Raw genomic sequence first — 16,107 nt, 5'->3', positions numbered from 1 at the left:
CAAAACGAATCTTTTTTTACAATCCTGTCTGAGATGTTGCCGACTGTAACCTACTAGGGAAAACTTTTAACATAACATCCCAGCGATGTCGGCTATTTTCTTCTCACCCATTTCAAGCCTATGGAGCAAACAATGACAACTATGGAAGTAGTCACTTTCCGGCCGCCTCAGGGTTGCCGTGGAGAAGATGGTCCCGACTATCAGGGGAATTTCCGCAAAGGTGAATTAAGAGGAATCATCAAGATCAATTCAGAAACCTGTGTAGGTTGCGATACCTGCAGAAAATTCTGCCCGGTCGATGCTATCGACGGTGGTCTTGGTTCCATTCATAAGATTCGTGATAATGCTTGTGTAAGCTGCGGACAATGCTTAGTAGCCTGCCCGTTCGGCGCTATCGAGCAAATGAGCTTCGTTGATGATGTGATCAAAGCTTTGGATGATCCGAAGAAGTTCGTTGTTGCACATCCCTCTCCTGCAGTTCGCGTCGCTTTAGCGGAAGAATTCGGAGGCCAACCGGGCGATCTCTGCACAGATCAGATGCTTAACGCCCTTGAAAAGGCCGGCTTCGTTAACTATGACGTTAACCAAACTGCTGACCAAACAATTCTTGAAGAAGGTACAGAGTTCATCAAGAAAGTAAGATACTGGGCTCTGGGAGAAAGAGGTCCGGAAGTTGATATGATGGCTCACCATCCGCTTCCTCACTTCACAAGCTGCTGCCCTGGCTGGGTCAGAAATATGGAAATCAATTTCGCCAGCGCTATTCCTCACGTCTCTACAACAAAGAGCCCGATTCAAATGGGCGGTGCTTTGGCTAAGAGCTGGGGTGCTAAGCATATTTGGAAGAAAGATCCGAGAGATATGGTCTTGGTTTCTATCACTCCTTGCACAGCTAAGATTTACGAAGCCAGCCGTCCTGAATTCGTTGACGCATGGAAGTGGAATGTCGCTCACGGCGAAATTCCAAAAGATACTCCTGCTTTCCCGGACATCGACTACAGCTTGACCACCCGTGATATCGCTGAAGTTCTCCGTCGCAAAGGCATCAATCCATTGACAATGCCGACAACTCACGAAGTTAAGCAGATGGAAAAATACACGGGTGCCGGTACTATCTTCGGTGCATCCGGCGGTGTTATGGAAGCTGCTCTTCGTACAGCTTACTTCATTCTTTCCGGTAAAGAATTGACTAACCCGGACATCATCAGTGTTCGTGGTTACGATTCTTCACTCGTTGAAGCCACTATTCCAATTCCTTTGAAGGCTAAGAATGGAGAGATCTTCGAACTTCGCGTTGCTGTTGTTAACGGTGCACTCCAAGATCTTAAGAAAGTGATGAAGATCATCAACGAAGATAAAGATCGTTGGCACTTCATTGAAGTTATGAACTGTCCTGGCGGTTGCGTCAACGGCGGCGGTCAGCCTCTCCAAGGCTCCGGCTCCGCATGGCTCGCACCGACACTTCCGCTTCCAGTCAAACTCTAAAAGGTTGGAAAAATGAGTAAATATCAATATACAGAAAGAGATACAGATGCACTGTTGGGCAGACGCGGCTTCTTGAAGGTAGTAGGCCTTTGCGCTGTTGTAGTAGCTGCTGCCGGTGCCGTTATCACTAAGATTGTCACAGGCCGCAATAAAGTCATTCTTGATCGTCAAGAAGGCTTGTATGCAGACGACAAGCGATTGCAGAAAGTTAAACTCACATCTTCTCACGAAAACGATGTTTGCTGGAAAGTCTATGAAGACATGAAGGGCAAACCAGTTGAAGGTGAAATGTATGAGTTGAACCATACACACTACTTCCCACGTTCTCAGTTAGCTATGAAGGAGACCAAACATGTCTAATGCTGCAAGCGGTGCTCGTATTCTGCGCTTCCATACTTCCGACAAGGTTTTCCACTCCATCAACGCTATTTGCTGGTACGCACTCTTCTTTACAGGCGTTATCGTTTATTTCGGCAATATGATGGGTGCTATCTCCGACGAAACAGCTAACCTTTTGATGGTTTGGCATATTTGGCTCGGTGCTCTTTTCACTCTTAACTTTGTCGGCTACATCTTGTTTGCCCCTGATCGTTTCGCCGTTACCATGAAGAACCTCATGGAATGGGACAAGAACACAATTATGTGGTTCAGAAACTTCGGTGGCTATCCACGCCGTTTCTTCAAGATCCCGTTCGGCCCGGAAGAAGTTCCTCCTCAGGGCAGATACAACGGCGGTCAGAAGATGAGCTATCTCATTTTCATCGCAGCCATCGCTTACTTGATCGTTACCGGCTGGTTGCTTTGGGCAGGTGCTCCTTTACTCGGTAAGACACTCTTCTACTGGTTGTTCATTACCCACGTTTGGGGCAGCATCGTTGTGACAGCAATGGTTACTTGCGCTCACATCCCATTAGCCCTTCTTTCTATGGAACACTTCAAGGGCATTTGGAGAGTCGGCCCCGGCGACATTTCTTATGAAGCCGCTGAACACCATTCTCCAACATGGTTGAAGAGAGACGTTGTTAAGGTTGTTGAAAAGTAATCTGAACATACGAGATTAACAATGAAAAAGGGAGCTTCGGCTCCTTTTTTCATAGACAATTACAGGTATTCAAAATCAAGGAGTGTCTATGGCCGGCCTTAATCAAACCCCGAAGGGAAACCGAATTTTTATTGGAATCTTCGGCAAAAGAAATGCAGGAAAATCCAGTTTCATCAATCGTCTGACAAAACAAGATATCGCTTTGGTGAGCAATATAGCCGGAACGACTACAGACCCGGTTTACAAGGCTATGGAAATCCTTCCTTTGGGGCCTGTGATGATTATCGATACTGCAGGTATCGATGACGTAGGAGACCTTGGGAAACTGAGAATCGGCAAGACTAAGGAAGTCATGTCAAAAACCGATGTGGCAGTAATCCTTTTAGAGGCAGGACAACCCGTTTCTGATTTTGAGCGCTCCTTGTTGAAGGATTTTAAAGAGCTTGGAACTCAAGTTATTTTTGCCGTCAATAAAGTCGATGAAAAGGCTCCAGACCTCCAACAAATTAATCGGATTTCGGAGGAAATCGGCCTTCCTGTATTTCCCATCAGTGCAAAAACAGGAGAGGGTTTCAATGAGCTAAGAGAAGAACTCATTAAAGTTGCACCGAGAGCGTTTGAAGATATCCCGTTCTTGAGAGACTTAGTCAACCCCGGGGATGTTGTTTTGTTCTGTGTGCCGATTGATACTGCGGCTCCTAAAGGTCGTTTGATTCTTCCTCAGGTTCAAGCTATAAGAGATTGTCTGGATGCCGGAGTAGTAGCGATGGTTGCCAAGGTTGATGAAATCCAAAAACAGTTGGACAATCTGAAAACACCTCCTGCTTTAGTAGTCACAGACAGTCAAGTCTTCAAAGAGGTTAATGCAATCGTTCCTGATTCTATTCGTTTGACTTCTTTTTCCATTCTCATGGCCCGTCAAAAAGGAAATTTGGATGAATTGGTGCGTGGTGCAGAGGCAATCGAGAGTTTGAGACCGGGCGATAAGGTGTTGATTGCCGAAGCCTGTACTCATCAATGCCAGGCCGATGATATCGGCCGCGTAAAGATTCCGCGTTGGCTGAAACAAAAGGTCGGGGGAGACTTAGATATCGAATGGTATACGGGAGACTCTTTCCCGTCAGACCTAAGCGGATATAAGTTGGTTATCCACTGCGGTGCCTGCATGATAAACCGCAGAGCAATGCTCTACAGACAAAAAGTTAGTAAGGAATATTCCGTACCAATGGTGAATTACGGGGTGGCGATCGCATATTTACACGGTATTTTAGGACGCGTTTTGTCACCATTTCATAGGTAGAATCCGTATATATAACTTTCTCTATGTGAACACGGAGTCCACAATATGAAAATTCCAAGGAAGCTTTCGGGATTTGCCGCAAGCATGTTTTCTCTTTGTCTCGCATCCTCGGTATTAGCTGCGGAACTGAATCTGTATGCCACTATGCCGGATAAATATGCAAGTGAGGTTTTAGCTCAATTCTCAAAAGATACAGGCATTAAGGTAAACTACTTGCGTCTTTCGGCCGGAGAAGTTCTTGCCAGAGTTCAAGCCGAGAAAAATAATCCTCAGGTGGATGCAATCCTGGGAGGACCTGCCGATATTTATGAGGCGGCCAAAAAAGAAAATCTCGTAGAGCCCTTCTTGCCAAAAAACGCATCGGCAATTCCGTCTCAGTTTATTGATCCTGACCACGCCTGGATTGGCATCGGCATCATGCCTCTGGCCTTTATTTCTAATTCTGATTTCTTAAAGAGAAACGGTTTGAAGGCACCTCAATCTTGGATGGATTTGCTAGATCCGAAATATAAAAACTCGCTTATTCTTGCTGATGCCAGAACATCCGGTACGGCAACCGAACGCCTATTTTCTATTCGCGGGGCTTTCGGTAAAGAGGGCGGTATTGAATATCAGAAGAAGCTCCATAAGAATGTTCAGATGTACACCAAAAGCGGAGCTTGGCCTGCTCTTAGAGTTGGACAAGACTTAGCGGCGGTTGCTATCGTCTATCTCCCTGACGCTCTTGATATCAAACAGTTGGGTCATCGAGTTGAAATTACTTATCCGAAGGAAGGCGTAACTTTTGGTATAGAGGCCGTAGGACTGGTAAGGGGCGCAAAACATCCGGAGGAAGCGAAGAAGTTTATTGAGTGGGCCTCAAGTCCTAAGTTTGCTGACTTTATTTTGAAAAATAACATTAAGTACGTTCCAACGAGGACGGATGCCGTGATTACGGATCCTGTTTTAAATCTTAAAAACATCAAGGCGCTGGACGTTCCCTTAAGTTGGAAGGGCGAAAAAAGAAAAGAGTTAACAGACGAATGGATAAATCAAGTCTTGCCTACAAAATAATTCTTGAGAAATCCTGCTAGTTTGAGGCACAGAGGTTTAGGTGTGGAGAAGAAAAAAGAGCGTTCGATAGGTTGTTTTACGAACGCTCTTTCTCATTTCACGCTAGAGAATGTCAGTGTCGCTGTGTTTTAGCTTCTGACCGTGTTCTCGAGTGGTGTGGAAACCAACTTCAGGCCAGTGTTTTTGTGTGGTCTGAAGGTTATAAATGCTGGTTGCCAGGTAGACTGGGTTGCCGTCAGCATCCTTAGCCAGACGAAGAGTTTGCTCAGTCTCAAACTCTTTCTTTGTTTTTTCGTCCGGATAGGTCAGCCAGCGAGCTGTGGAAACCGGTGTATTTTCATAAATAGCGTCAACCTTGTATTCGGTTGCCAAACGCTGAGCCACAATTTCGAATTGCAGAGGGCCGACAGCGCCAAGATAAAGGTTGCCAAGTTCGTCTTCGAACACCTGAATGGCACCTTCCTCACCAAGTTCTTTGAGTCCTTTGTGTAGCTGTTTAGCTTTGAATGGATCTTTTGAACGTGCAGCTCTGAAAAGTTCCGGAGCAAAGTATGGAATTCCGGTAAATCCAAGTCTCTCACCTTCGGTGAGTGTATCGCCGATGTGAAGCTGTCCATGGTTGTAAATACCGATAATATCGCCTGCAACGGCTTTTTCCATCTTAACTCTGTCATTGGCCATAAATGTCAGAGCATTCGGAATCTTCATGTCTTTACCGTCACGAACATGGTAAACCTTCATTCCGGGTTCATAGCAGCCGGAGCAGACTCGGAAGAAAGCAATTCTGTCGCGGTGCTTCGGATCCATATTTGCTTGGATCTTGAATACGAACCCCGTGAATTTAGACTCGGCCGGTTCAACTTCTCGGGAACCGCCATCTCTAGGTTGCGGAATCGGAGCCCAGTTTACAAGGGCTTGCAGTACGTCTTCCACACCGAAATTATTGACACCGGAACCGAAGAAAACAGGAGTCTGCTCGCCGCTCAAGAATTTCTCAAGAGAGAAAGGCTCGCTAGCACCTTCAATAAGTTCCACACTTTCTCTGACATAAGGCATTTCAAGAGGGAACAGCTCGTCCAAGCGTGGATTGTCGAGTCCTTCGATGACTTCGACATCTTTGGTAAGTTTCTCTCCACCGGGAGTAAAGCGGTTAAGCTTGTTGCCTAAAAGGGAGAAAACGCCGCGGAAAGTTTTACCCATTCCAATCGGCCAAGTGATTGGCGCACAATCAATTTTTAAGACGCTTTCAATTTCGCCTAAAAGTTCGATTGGGTCTTTGACTTCACGGTCAAGCTTGTTGATGAAAGTAATAATCGGAGTCTTTCTAAGACGGCATACTTCCAGCAGTTTGATGGTCTGGGCTTCAACACCTTTTGCAGCATCAATAACCATCACTGCGCAGTCCACTGCCGTGAGAACGCGGTAGGTATCTTCGGAAAAGTCCTCGTGGCCCGGGGTGTCCAACAAATTAATCACATGATCCTGATATTGGAACTGCATAACTGAGCTGGTAACGGAAATGCCGCGCTGCTTTTCAACTTCCATCCAGTCACTGGTGGCGTGCTTAGCGGCTTTCCTGCCTTTAACGGCTCCGGCCATCTGAATAGCCCCGCCAAAAAGAAGCAGCTTCTCAGTTAATGTGGTTTTACCGGCGTCAGGGTGAGAGATGATCGCAAACGTGCGTCTAGTCTCTACCTCTTTTCTTAATTGAGGACTCGTTTGAGCCATTTCGTTCCTGTATGTAAAGAAATTACAAAGATAAGCATTTTAGAACAAGCGCCTGCTTCAGACGGATTTGTTGCTAACAACAAGTTTCAAAAAGAAAAACAAGTTTGTTTATAGAAGAAAGAATCCTCTAAAAACGAAGGAAATAAAAAGTCAAAACTACTAGAATTAGCTCCATTATTGCCATTCTCTAACTTCCATCATGCTAAAAAACTATTTCCCCGCTTGGAAACTAAAGCAAGAAGGTGTAATCGCGCCTGACGAACGCCTCCCTCTGTCTCAAACAATTGCTATGGGACTTCAGCACGTAGTCATTATGTTCGGTTCAACCGTGTTGGCTCCGCTGCTTATGGGCTTAAATCCAAATATTGCCGTCTTAATGAGCGGTATTGGTACCCTGGTTTTCTTCTTCATTGTCGGCGGACAGGTGCCCAGTTACCTCGGCTCCAGCTTCGCTTTTATCGGCGTCGTGATTGCGGCGACGGGATATTCGGGCTCGGGACCTAATCCGAATATTGGAATAGCGATGAGCGGCGTGGTGGCATGCGGTGTGGTCTATGCTCTTACTGGCCTTATTGTCATGAAGACAGGCGTCAAATGGATTGAAAAGCTTATGCCGCCTGTTGTCACGGGTGCTGTAGTGATGGTCATTGGTCTGAACTTGGCCCCTGTTGCCGTTAAAGGAATGGGTACCACCTCTTTCGAACATTGGTATGCAACAGCCGCTTTGTTAATTATTGGTTTTGCAGCTGTCTATCTGAGGGGATTCCTCCAGAAGCTTCTTATGATCGTCGGAATTCTTATCTCCTATGTCGTTTATTGGATGCTGACCAATGTTCTTGGATTCGGAAAGCCGATTGACTTCTCTGCCATCCAGAATGCCGCATGGCTGGGCGTTCCGGAATTCACGGCTCCTGTCTTTGACATTGACGCAATTGTTCTTATCGTTCCGGTCGTTGTCATCCTGGTAGCAGAAAACCTTGGTCATATTAAAGCCGTCAACGTAATGACTCACCGCAATTTGGACCCCTATATCGGCCGTGCATTCTTCGGTGACGGTATTGCTACCATTTTGGCCGGTTTTGCCGGCGGTCCCGGTGTGACAACTTACGGTGAAAACATCGGTGTGATGGCAGCTACAAGAGTGTATTCCACTCTTATTTTCCCGGTTGCTGCTTGCTTTGCCATTCTTCTGGGCTTCTCTCCTAAATTCGGAGCTGTAATTCAAAGTATTCCGGGACCTTTGCTGGGAGCAGTTTCAGTGGTCGTATTCGGCTTTATCGCTGCTGCCGGAGCCAGAATCTGGGTTGAAAGCAAGGTTGATTTATCCACCACCCGTAACTTGATTGTCGTAGCAATTACTTTGATTGTGGGCACCGGAGATTTTTCCTTGACTATTGCCGGTTTCAACTTAGGCGGTATCGGTACCGCTACGTTAGCGGCTATCGGTCTTAACCTTCTCTTTGCCCTCAAAGAGAACTACTAATCGATACTTAGAGCGGTCAAATGCCAGAGTTGCCAGAGGTTGAAGTTACCCGTTTGGGTTTACTGAGAAAGTTAAAAAATAAAAAATGTACCGGAGCCGTTGTCAGAGAAACGCGCTTTCGGAAGCCTCTCAGAGCAGACCTAGAAGAGCTTCTTTTCAACCAGACGCTTCATGATATTAAGCGCCGGGGAAAATATCTCATCTGGCTTTTTGACCGTTCAGCTCTGGTGACTCATCTAGGGATGTCCGGTTCTATGCGAGTCTACCTGCAAGCAGATGTTGAGGTTCAAAAGCATGAGCACCTCGATTTAATTTTCGGGGACATGATAATGCGTTATCACGATCCTCGAAGATTTGGGTTCGTGGCTTATTTCCCCGATAAAGAGTCGGCTTTTGCTATGCCGGAACTTCAGAGACTAGGAGTCGAACCTCTAAGTGAAGAATTTAATTCCAACTTCTTTTATGAAGCTCTGAGACAGACGTCTCTGCCTATTAAGACCTCCCTTATAAGAGGAGACATTGTAGTAGGGGTGGGGAATATTTATTGTTCCGAATCTTTATTCTTGGCGGGTATTCATCCTAAAACAAAATCGAACCGAATCTCTAAAAAAAGAGTTTCAGCATTAACGGACGCAGTCAAAGAAGTTCTTCAATCTTCCATCGAATTGGGGGGTTCAACCCTGAGAGACTTCGTTTCAGCGGAAGGGCAGAGCGGCTATTACACGCTGAATAATAACGTCTATGGACGCGAGGGGCAGCCCTGTAAGAAATGCGGAACTTTAATTAAAAAAGTTCAGATTGACGGCCGTTCTACTTTTTACTGTCCTCATTGCCAGCATTAATGAATAGCTCTGACTGTATTAAATTTCCTTGCAAAGCCTTAATATCTTGGCAAAAGCAAGAAGGCAGAAATTCTTTGCCTTGGCAGAAGACGTATGACCCTTACCAACGCTGGCTTGCAGAAATTATGCTTCAGCAGACTCAGGTAACAGCGGTCATTCCTTATTTTCAAAAGTTCGTAGAAAGGTTTCCTACGGTTGAACATCTTGCTTCTGCAAGCGAGGATGAGGTCATGGCCAACTGGGCTGGTTTGGGCTATTACAGTAGAGCGCGCAATCTGCATGCTTGTGCAAAAGCTGTTGTGGAAAAATTCTCCGGCCGCTTTCCTCTTGAACTTAATACACTTCTGGAACTTCCCGGTATTGGAAGAAGCACTGCCGGTGCCATTATCAGTGCAGTTACCGATAAGCCAGTTCCAATGCTCGATGGTAATGTCAAAAGAGTTTTTGCAAGGTTCTTTAAGATCAACGAAGTTTACGGAACGGCAGGATTTGAAAAAGTCTTATGGGATTTAACGGAAAATAATCTTCCGCAAGAAGAGGGACGAGCTTTTTCCCAAGGACTAATGGATTTAGGTTCGATGATTTGCACACGCTCCACTCCAAAGTGTTTGCTGTGCCCTGTCTCAGAGTTCTGCCGTGCAGGCAAAGAAGGATGTCCTGCTGAATATCCTATTAAAGCCAAGAAAAAAGCCAAACCTGAACGCCATAAGTTTTGGTATGTCTGTACACGGGGAGAAGCCGTATGGTTGGAGAAACGCACCGGCAAAGGCGTTTGGAAGCATCTGTGGAGCCTTCCGGAAGGAGATGATTTGACCTGTAAAGGCACTCCTCTGCCTGCAGTCTTTCATGAGTTTACGCATTACAAGTTAACGGCTAGTCCCATTCATGTTTTAGACGCTGAACTAAATGAAAGCGATCATGGCGGATGGTTCACCAGAGAAGACATAGAGCAAATAGGCATTCCTTCTCCGGTAAAGAAGCTGCTGTTGGAAGAAGTTTTTGGAAAAATCTTACTTGCCTAGTGCATCGAGAGTTCGATGACGCAGGACAATCCCATCGTACCTTTCTTTAAACCTTTTTGCTAAGGTTTCTGCAATATATACGGAGCGATGCTGGCCTCCGGTGCAGCCGATAGAAACCGTGAGATAGTGACGGTTCTGAGCGCGGTATTTCGGCAGCCATTTAGTGACGAATGCATCAATATCGTTGACCATTTCTTCGACGTCCGGAAACTTCTGCAAATACTCAATGATTGGCTTATCTTTGCCTGTGTAGGGACGGAGCTCTTCTTCCCAGTAAGGATTCGGAAGACAACGGACATCAAAAACCAGATCGCTTGCTAAGGGGATTCCTCGTTTAAATCCGAAAGATTCGAAAGTCAGAATCAGAGAATCTTCTTTAGCGTCTGCAAACTTTCTTACCCAGTAGCGAAGAGTGTTCGGAAGCAGTCCCGTGGTGTCAATGAGGTGACAGAAGGGGAGGAAAGGATCGAGCATTTCTCTTTCTTTCTCAATTGCCTCAACAAGAGTACCGGGTGCGGAGTCCGGTTTTTGAGAAAGCGGATGCTGACGGCGTGTCTCCGAATATCGCTGCACCAAAGCATCATTAGATGCTGTAAGACATAAAGCTCTCATATCCACGCCGCGTTGGGCCAATGTCGTAAAGCACTTCTGTAGGTCTTCCATGGAAAGATCGCTGCGGGAGTCCAGGGCGACGGCAATTCTGTCTCGGCCGATGGCCTGAAGATGCGTAACGACTTGTTCTAAAAAGGGTGCGGGAAGATTATCAATGCAATAAAAGCCGCTGTCTTCGAGCTGATTAAGAGCAATGGATTTTCCGCTTCCTGATAAGCCGGTAACCACGATAAGCTGCATAGAGTCTCCGAATGAAAACGCCGTACGAAACAGAACCAGGAATATATTAGTGTGAAAGGAGAAGGTTCTGAGAATTTGCAATATCTTTCTTACTCCAATTTACTCTTCCCGGATCAGTCAAACTGCCAAAAATCTGGGTATTAACGAGAAGAAAGAGGATTGAAGCAACGAGATGGAAAGAAAATATAAGGGTTTATAGCTAAGAGAAAGTTCCAAATGATTAAATAATTGTAAGTGGTTGAAATTCATTTCAAGAGTGAATCAATCCTCTAAGAAAAACAATTTAGGAAAGAACAATAACCTAATCCCAAGAAAAAGGGGGACCGCCTTTCGGACGGTCCCTCTAAATTTATGTGCTGTGTCTCAACCTTAATCTTCTTTTTCCATCAACTCTCGCTGACGATTGAAGAATTCTTGAATGGTATTGATGCCCCGTTTCTGAAGAATAGCGCTTCTTACCGCCGCTTCAACCAAGACGGCTAAGTTTCTGCCGCCGCCGACCGGAATAATCATGGTACGCACCTGCTGGCCAAGAATTTCTGTATATAGCTCGGTTTCCGGCAGACGATCCATTAGTTCACCTTGCTCGAACTGTTTTAATTCAGCCACCAGATCAAGCTTCATCTTTCTTCTGACGGAGGTTTCTCCGAAGATGGTTTTGACATCGAGAAGACCGATTCCGCGAACTTCTAACAAGTTGGCCAGCAGAGCAGGAGCAGAACCTTCAATTTGATTGGGTCCTCTTTGAATAAAGTCCACAACATCATCTGCCACGAGACCGTGGCCTCGAGTGACTAGTTCCAAACCCAATTCGCTTTTACCGATGCCGCTCTGTCCGGTCATTAGAACGCCTATCCCGAACACATCCATGAACACGCCATGCATAGAGCACGAAGGAGCCGCCAAACGAACCATGTTGTGGCGGATATTCGTTAAGGTGTCCTCTGCACATGCATCAGAAGTGAAGAAAGGAATGTTTTCTTCAATGACAGCTCGTACAAAGTCTTCAGGGAGCTCTAAATCCTTACAGATAACAAAACCGAGGCTATTGTTTTTTCTGAATTGCTGAACGATGCCTAGTCTGTCCGGAACTGAAAGGCCTTGTAGGAAGGCGACCTCGGGCGCGCCGATAATGTGAAGACGCTCTGGGTGGATGATGTTAAGGAACCCGACATACAAAGAAGGATAATGAGAGCTTTGGGCGTCTGAAAGAAAGTTTCTTCCGTTTTGATTCTTACCGTAAAGCCATTGGAGCTTGAATTTTTTGCTGCAAAGTTTGATTAGTTCTTCATATGTAGCCATAGCCTGCTTACGCTCCTATTGTTCTTGGTCGGGATGCTGAGCACACCATTTATCGATTTCTTCCGCAAATTCAGCAACGGTGGATGCTTCCTTCAGTTTCTCTCTTTCTTTTTCGTCAGAGAAAATTTCTGAGATTTGAGCAAGGATCTGAAGATGTTCGTCCGTTGCTTCTTCGGGAACGAGCAGAAAAAAGAAGGCTTCGATTGGTTCGGATTCGGGACTGTTTTCGAGACGATCATTTAATCGAATAAACAGAGCCCGTGGCTGATCCAGGTCTTTCATCCGGCAGTGAGGTACCGCTAGTCCATAACCTAAATAAGTGGAACCTAAACGTTCACGTGCATTTAAACCGTCAAAAATTGCTTTTTTGTCCAGGTTGTAGAGCAGGCTTAAAGTCTGGGCTCCTAACTCAAGAATTCTTTTTTTACTTGAGGCAGATATACCCAGAAGAATATTTTCGGGTTTTAAAAGGGCACAAAGTTTAATCATTTTACGGACTCAATATGGTCGAACTTTATTCTAATTCATTGGCATCGTTTTCTTAGCGACGCAGGGGGCAAACCGAGTGCTTCTCTATATTTCGCAACGGTTCTGCGGGCCACTGTAAACCCCTTCTGCTCTAGGAGCTGAGAAAGTTTGGCATCAGACAAGGGCTTTAGTGGGTTTTCCCCGAGAATTATCTTCTTCAGCTCAGCTTTAATAGCCGAAGCCGAAACTTCTTCATCAGATTTTCCCGCGGTAAAGTGCGATGAAGAAAAAAAGTATTTCAGTTCAAAAGTTCCGCGGGAACAAATTAAATATTTCCCTGTTGTAATACGGGAGACGGTTGATTCGTGAATTCCTAACTCATCGGCGATTTCTCGAAGCACCAAAGGTTTGAGTTTTTCCGGGCCGGTTTCAAAGAAATCTCTCTGCCGATTAACAATGAGTTCGGAAACGTTAAGCAATGTGGTTTGTCTTTGCTCAACGCTTTTAATAAATTGACGGGCTTCTTCTAAACGCCCTTGCCAAATTTTGGTGTCTCTTTCAGTTTGCGTGCTGGAAAAAGCATCTGCATACATTCGGTTCAGAGAAATTTTTGGAGCATTTCGAATTAGTTTCGGTTTCCACTCCCCTTTGACCTTTTCAACTTTGATTTCGGGGAGAACAAAATTGATCTCAGGGTTAGAAAATCGAGAAGTTGGCCGAGGGTCAAGATGCGAAATAACATACAAAGCTTCTTCGAGCTCCTGTTCATTGCAGTCTAAGGTCTTCTTTAGCTTCTCTAGCTGACGTTTTGCGACCTGTTCAAGATGGCTTTCAATGATGCGAAGAGCTAAATCAGCCGTGTTTTTTTCAATCTCTTTGCGAAGCAGAAGGCCGTTGATTTGAAGAGAAAGTACTTCCAGGCAATCTTTTGCTCCTATACCGGCAGGATCAAAGGTCTGAAGAAGATGGAGAGAATTTTTCCAATCTTCGAGCGAAAAATTGTTCTCTGCCGGAAAAGAGTCTTTGATTCCTTCAATACTTTCTGTCAGCAGTCCTCGGGAATCTAAGGCGCCGATAATCCATTGAACTCTCAGACTTTCCTCAAGAGTGATTTTTAAGCAGGACAGCTGTTCCAGAAGATAGGAGGTCAGAGACTGAGGAGCCTCTTCCCAATCCCAATCTTCCTCTTCAACCTCGGCTCGAAATCCGGACTCCCAAAGCAGTTCTCCTTTGTCTTCCCTTTCTGCTTCTTGTTCCTCGGAGGAACTTTCTTCTGCCGTAAGAAAAGGATTTTCTTGGAGCTGAGTGGAAATCTCCTGGATAAGTTCCTGCGTAGGCAGCTGAAGAATCTTTAAAGCCTGCTGCAACTGCGGAGTTAGCGCAAGTTTTTGAGTCTGCTTTAAAGATAGACCGATCTGCATGATTTACATACGGAAATTCTTGCCTAAGTAAGCTTTACGGACAAGTTCGTTTTCGATAATGGCTTCAGGTTTGCCGGAGGCTAAGACGGTGCCGTCGCTGATAATGTAAGCGTGATCGCATATGCCCAAAGTTTCACGGACGTTATGGTCAGTGATAAGAACGCCAATGCCTCTTTCTTTGAGGAAGTGGACGATTCTCTGAATTTCAATAACGGCAATTGGGTCGACACCGGCAAAAGGTTCATCCAGCAGAATAAAGCGCGGTCTAGCTGCCAAAGCACGGGCAATTTCCGTTCTTCTTCTTTCACCTCCGGAAACAGTGGAAGCAATACTCTTGCGGATGTTAACAATCTGAAGTTCATTGAGAAGCTTTTCTAATTCTTCTTTAATTTCCTTAGAACTCAGCTTGGAACCGTCCGGATTGACTTGAAGTTCCAAAATAGCCTGGATGTTTTCTTCCACAGTTAGTGAACGGAATACGCTGTTTTCCTGAGGAAGATATGTCACCCCGAGTCTGGATCTCTTATAAATCGGCAAATGCTGAATAGACTTGCCGTTTAAGAGGATAGAACCGCCATTGGTAGAGACAAGACCGACAATCATGTAAAAGGTGGTGGTTTTGCCTGCGCCGTTCGGGCCCAAAAGTCCTACGACTTCACCGCTCTTAACGCTGATGGAGACGTCTTTAACAACAGTACGGTTGCCGTAAATCTTTTTTAAATTGACAGCTTCTAGGACACTGCGGGTGTCGTCATCTTTACGTTCTTCCGTCATTGAGTAATTCTCGTGTTACGTTCAAGTTCAACGCCTTTGGAGCGAGCTGGGCTGGCAGAAGAGTCTCTCGGAGTAATGACCGTGCTTACACGGCCGGCAGAACCGCGGGACTTGTCGCCGGTAATATCTGCGGTGGAGTTTGTCATGTTGTAGACAATGCGGACACCGCGGCTGCGATCTTTGAGTACTCCGTTTTCTGTTCTGAAGACTTCGGCGTTGTTGGTGAGAATCAACTGATTAGATTTTTCGTTATAAGTAAGCTTATCTCCCTCTCCGTGCATCCATTCTTCTACCCCGGGCGTCTGCTGATCGCGTCTTTGTTTAAACCGGACCAGCTTCCCTTTTTCCGGGGTCATAACAGCATGACGGAAGCCTTGAGGGTCAACGGACAAGACAAGCTTAGCACCATGAATCTCTAAAGTGCCTTGGTGAACTGCCACGTTGCCTGTGTAGATAGCCACTTGCTTAACATCGTCCCCATCGAACTTGTCAGAGAATATCTGTACGGGTTTGTCAGAGTCTCCCGATTCTGCAAAAGATATCATCGGGAGCATTAGAGTTAGGGCTACGGCAAAACTAATACGCTGGAAGTTCATTTTAGTGGCTTTATATAGTTGTCCAATTCTCGTAAATCTTGTCTATTGTAATTTCTTTTTGAAAAGTTGGTAGAAAAGACTTCTCTCGATTTGTTGTTGCAGATATGAACCGGCAAGAGTTACTGAGCGTTTCCCGAAGTTTGGGTTTCGTTCTTATTCAGACCGGATTGAATAGAGCGGGGCATAAATTCACTTTGAACCCTGGAACGCAGTTTGAAAGTACGTTCAACATTGTCAAAGTCCATTCCGATGCCTCTGGAGACGTCGCTTCCTCTGGTCAGAGTGACCGGTTTGTCAGAAGAGTAAACATCTTCATCCGGGTAGGCGTCAAGCTGGCTTGTTTCTAATCGGCTCGCAGGCTTGTCGCCGTGTGCCTGCTGACGGATGTCAACATTGTTATAGAAATGAAGTGTTTCTCCGCCGGAGACCATTTCCCCGGAATCAGAACGGGCCGTTACCTGAGGCTCGTTTGGGTTGAGGGAGTAGTACTCGGGAAATTCAGCTGTGGCATGGCCGTCAGAATAGTGATCTATTCTTTTAGCAAATACTTTATAAGAAGCTCCCCCGGATTTATCAAATTTGGTCACCGTAATATCGTGAGCGATAAAGTCCGGAGAATTTAGATCGGAGAGATGCCCTTGGCCTTCCATTTCTGCTTTAACGGAATACCAATAGCTCATGCCTACCAAGGTAAGCAGGAGTGCGACAGCGATGATGGAAGTAAGACGATCTCTCATTA

The 16,107-nt window shown here is 45.6% G+C and carries 16 protein-coding genes; 8 read left to right on the top strand and 8 right to left on the bottom strand.

All coding sequences use genetic code 11. The features are described 5' to 3' along the window. Positions 1-132 precede the first annotated feature (132 nt). From ACYQ4O_RS05730 to ACYQ4O_RS05710, 5 genes are all read left to right on the top strand, one after another. Positions 133-1,485: a [Fe-Fe] hydrogenase large subunit C-terminal domain-containing protein gene (locus ACYQ4O_RS05730; RefSeq protein ID WP_066594204.1), complete on the top strand. Its 1,353-nt coding sequence runs from the start codon at positions 133-135 to the stop codon at positions 1,483-1,485. A gap of 12 nt (positions 1,486-1,497) precedes the next feature. Further along, positions 1,498-1,845, top strand: a complete 348-nt coding sequence (locus tag ACYQ4O_RS05725; protein ID WP_066594202.1) for an iron hydrogenase small subunit — start codon at positions 1,498-1,500, stop codon at positions 1,843-1,845. Then, positions 1,838-2,527, top strand: a complete 690-nt coding sequence (locus tag ACYQ4O_RS05720; protein WP_066594201.1) for a cytochrome b/b6 domain-containing protein — start codon at positions 1,838-1,840, stop codon at positions 2,525-2,527. Before ACYQ4O_RS05725 ends, ACYQ4O_RS05720 begins: the two co-directional genes overlap by 8 nt. 88 nt (positions 2,528-2,615) lie before the next feature. Beyond that, positions 2,616-3,827: a [FeFe] hydrogenase H-cluster maturation GTPase HydF gene (gene hydF, locus ACYQ4O_RS05715; protein ID WP_460175016.1), complete on the top strand. Its 1,212-nt coding sequence runs from the start codon at positions 2,616-2,618 to the stop codon at positions 3,825-3,827. A 45-nt stretch (positions 3,828-3,872) separates the two neighbouring features. Beyond that, complete coding sequence (locus ACYQ4O_RS05710) at positions 3,873-4,880, top strand: ABC transporter substrate-binding protein (RefSeq protein WP_460175015.1); 1,008 nt, start codon at positions 3,873-3,875, stop codon at positions 4,878-4,880. 102 nt (positions 4,881-4,982) lie between these two features. Here ACYQ4O_RS05710 and ACYQ4O_RS05705 read toward each other — a convergent pair whose 3' ends face one another. Further along, entirely contained in the window at positions 4,983-6,608 is a 1,626-nt protein-coding gene (locus tag ACYQ4O_RS05705) for a peptide chain release factor 3 (protein WP_460175014.1), read from the bottom strand. A 199-nt stretch (positions 6,609-6,807) separates the two neighbouring features. Here ACYQ4O_RS05705 and ACYQ4O_RS05700 point away from each other — a divergent pair, with 199 nt between their 5' ends. The 3 genes from ACYQ4O_RS05700 to mutY are packed head-to-tail and all read left to right on the top strand — an operon-like array spanning position 6,808 to position 9,955. Continuing rightward, entirely contained in the window at positions 6,808-8,091 is a 1,284-nt protein-coding gene (locus ACYQ4O_RS05700) for a solute carrier family 23 protein (RefSeq protein WP_460175013.1), read from the top strand. A 20-nt stretch (positions 8,092-8,111) separates the two neighbouring features. Beyond that, positions 8,112-8,933, top strand: coding sequence for a bifunctional DNA-formamidopyrimidine glycosylase/DNA-(apurinic or apyrimidinic site) lyase (gene mutM / locus ACYQ4O_RS05695; RefSeq protein WP_460175012.1), 822 nt, complete (start codon positions 8,112-8,114; stop codon positions 8,931-8,933). Further along, entirely contained in the window at positions 8,933-9,955 is a 1,023-nt protein-coding gene (gene mutY, locus ACYQ4O_RS05690) for an A/G-specific adenine glycosylase (protein ID WP_460175011.1), read from the top strand. Before mutM ends, mutY begins: the two co-directional genes overlap by 1 nt. Here mutY and rapZ read toward each other — a convergent pair. From rapZ to lptC, 7 genes are all read right to left on the bottom strand, one after another. Continuing rightward, positions 9,944-10,807, bottom strand: coding sequence for an RNase adapter RapZ (gene rapZ, locus ACYQ4O_RS05685; protein WP_308514641.1), 864 nt, complete (start codon positions 10,805-10,807; stop codon positions 9,944-9,946). The genes mutY and rapZ overlap by 12 nt on opposite strands. Before the next feature lie 369 nt (positions 10,808-11,176). Continuing rightward, positions 11,177-12,109, bottom strand: a complete 933-nt coding sequence (gene hprK, locus ACYQ4O_RS05680) for an HPr(Ser) kinase/phosphatase (protein ID WP_066594187.1) — start codon at positions 12,107-12,109, stop codon at positions 11,177-11,179. A 15-nt stretch (positions 12,110-12,124) separates the two neighbouring features. Beyond that, positions 12,125-12,598, bottom strand: coding sequence for a PTS sugar transporter subunit IIA (locus tag ACYQ4O_RS05675; protein ID WP_308514841.1), 474 nt, complete (start codon positions 12,596-12,598; stop codon positions 12,125-12,127). Between the two features lie 35 nt (positions 12,599-12,633). Then, positions 12,634-13,998 carry an RNA polymerase factor sigma-54 gene (rpoN, locus tag ACYQ4O_RS05670; RefSeq protein ID WP_308514839.1) on the bottom strand — a complete coding sequence of 455 codons (1,365 nt, stop codon included), beginning with the start codon at positions 13,996-13,998 and terminating at the stop codon, positions 12,634-12,636. A 3-nt stretch (positions 13,999-14,001) separates the two neighbouring features. After that, entirely contained in the window at positions 14,002-14,772 is a 771-nt protein-coding gene (gene lptB, locus ACYQ4O_RS05665; RefSeq protein WP_281523514.1) for an LPS export ABC transporter ATP-binding protein, read from the bottom strand. Next, entirely contained in the window at positions 14,769-15,368 is a 600-nt protein-coding gene (gene lptA, locus ACYQ4O_RS05660) for a lipopolysaccharide transport periplasmic protein LptA (protein ID WP_460175010.1), read from the bottom strand. Before lptA ends, lptB begins: the two co-directional genes overlap by 4 nt. A gap of 119 nt (positions 15,369-15,487) precedes the next feature. Next, positions 15,488-16,105: an LPS export ABC transporter periplasmic protein LptC gene (gene lptC / locus ACYQ4O_RS05655; RefSeq protein ID WP_460175009.1), complete on the bottom strand. Its 618-nt coding sequence runs from the start codon at positions 16,103-16,105 to the stop codon at positions 15,488-15,490. Positions 16,106-16,107: the final 2 nt, after the last annotated feature.

Source organism: Turicimonas sp. TL08 (genome assembly GCF_054660695.1).
The sequence above is the reverse complement of the archived record's forward strand: the minus strand, read 5'-3'. Positions and strand labels throughout refer to the sequence as shown.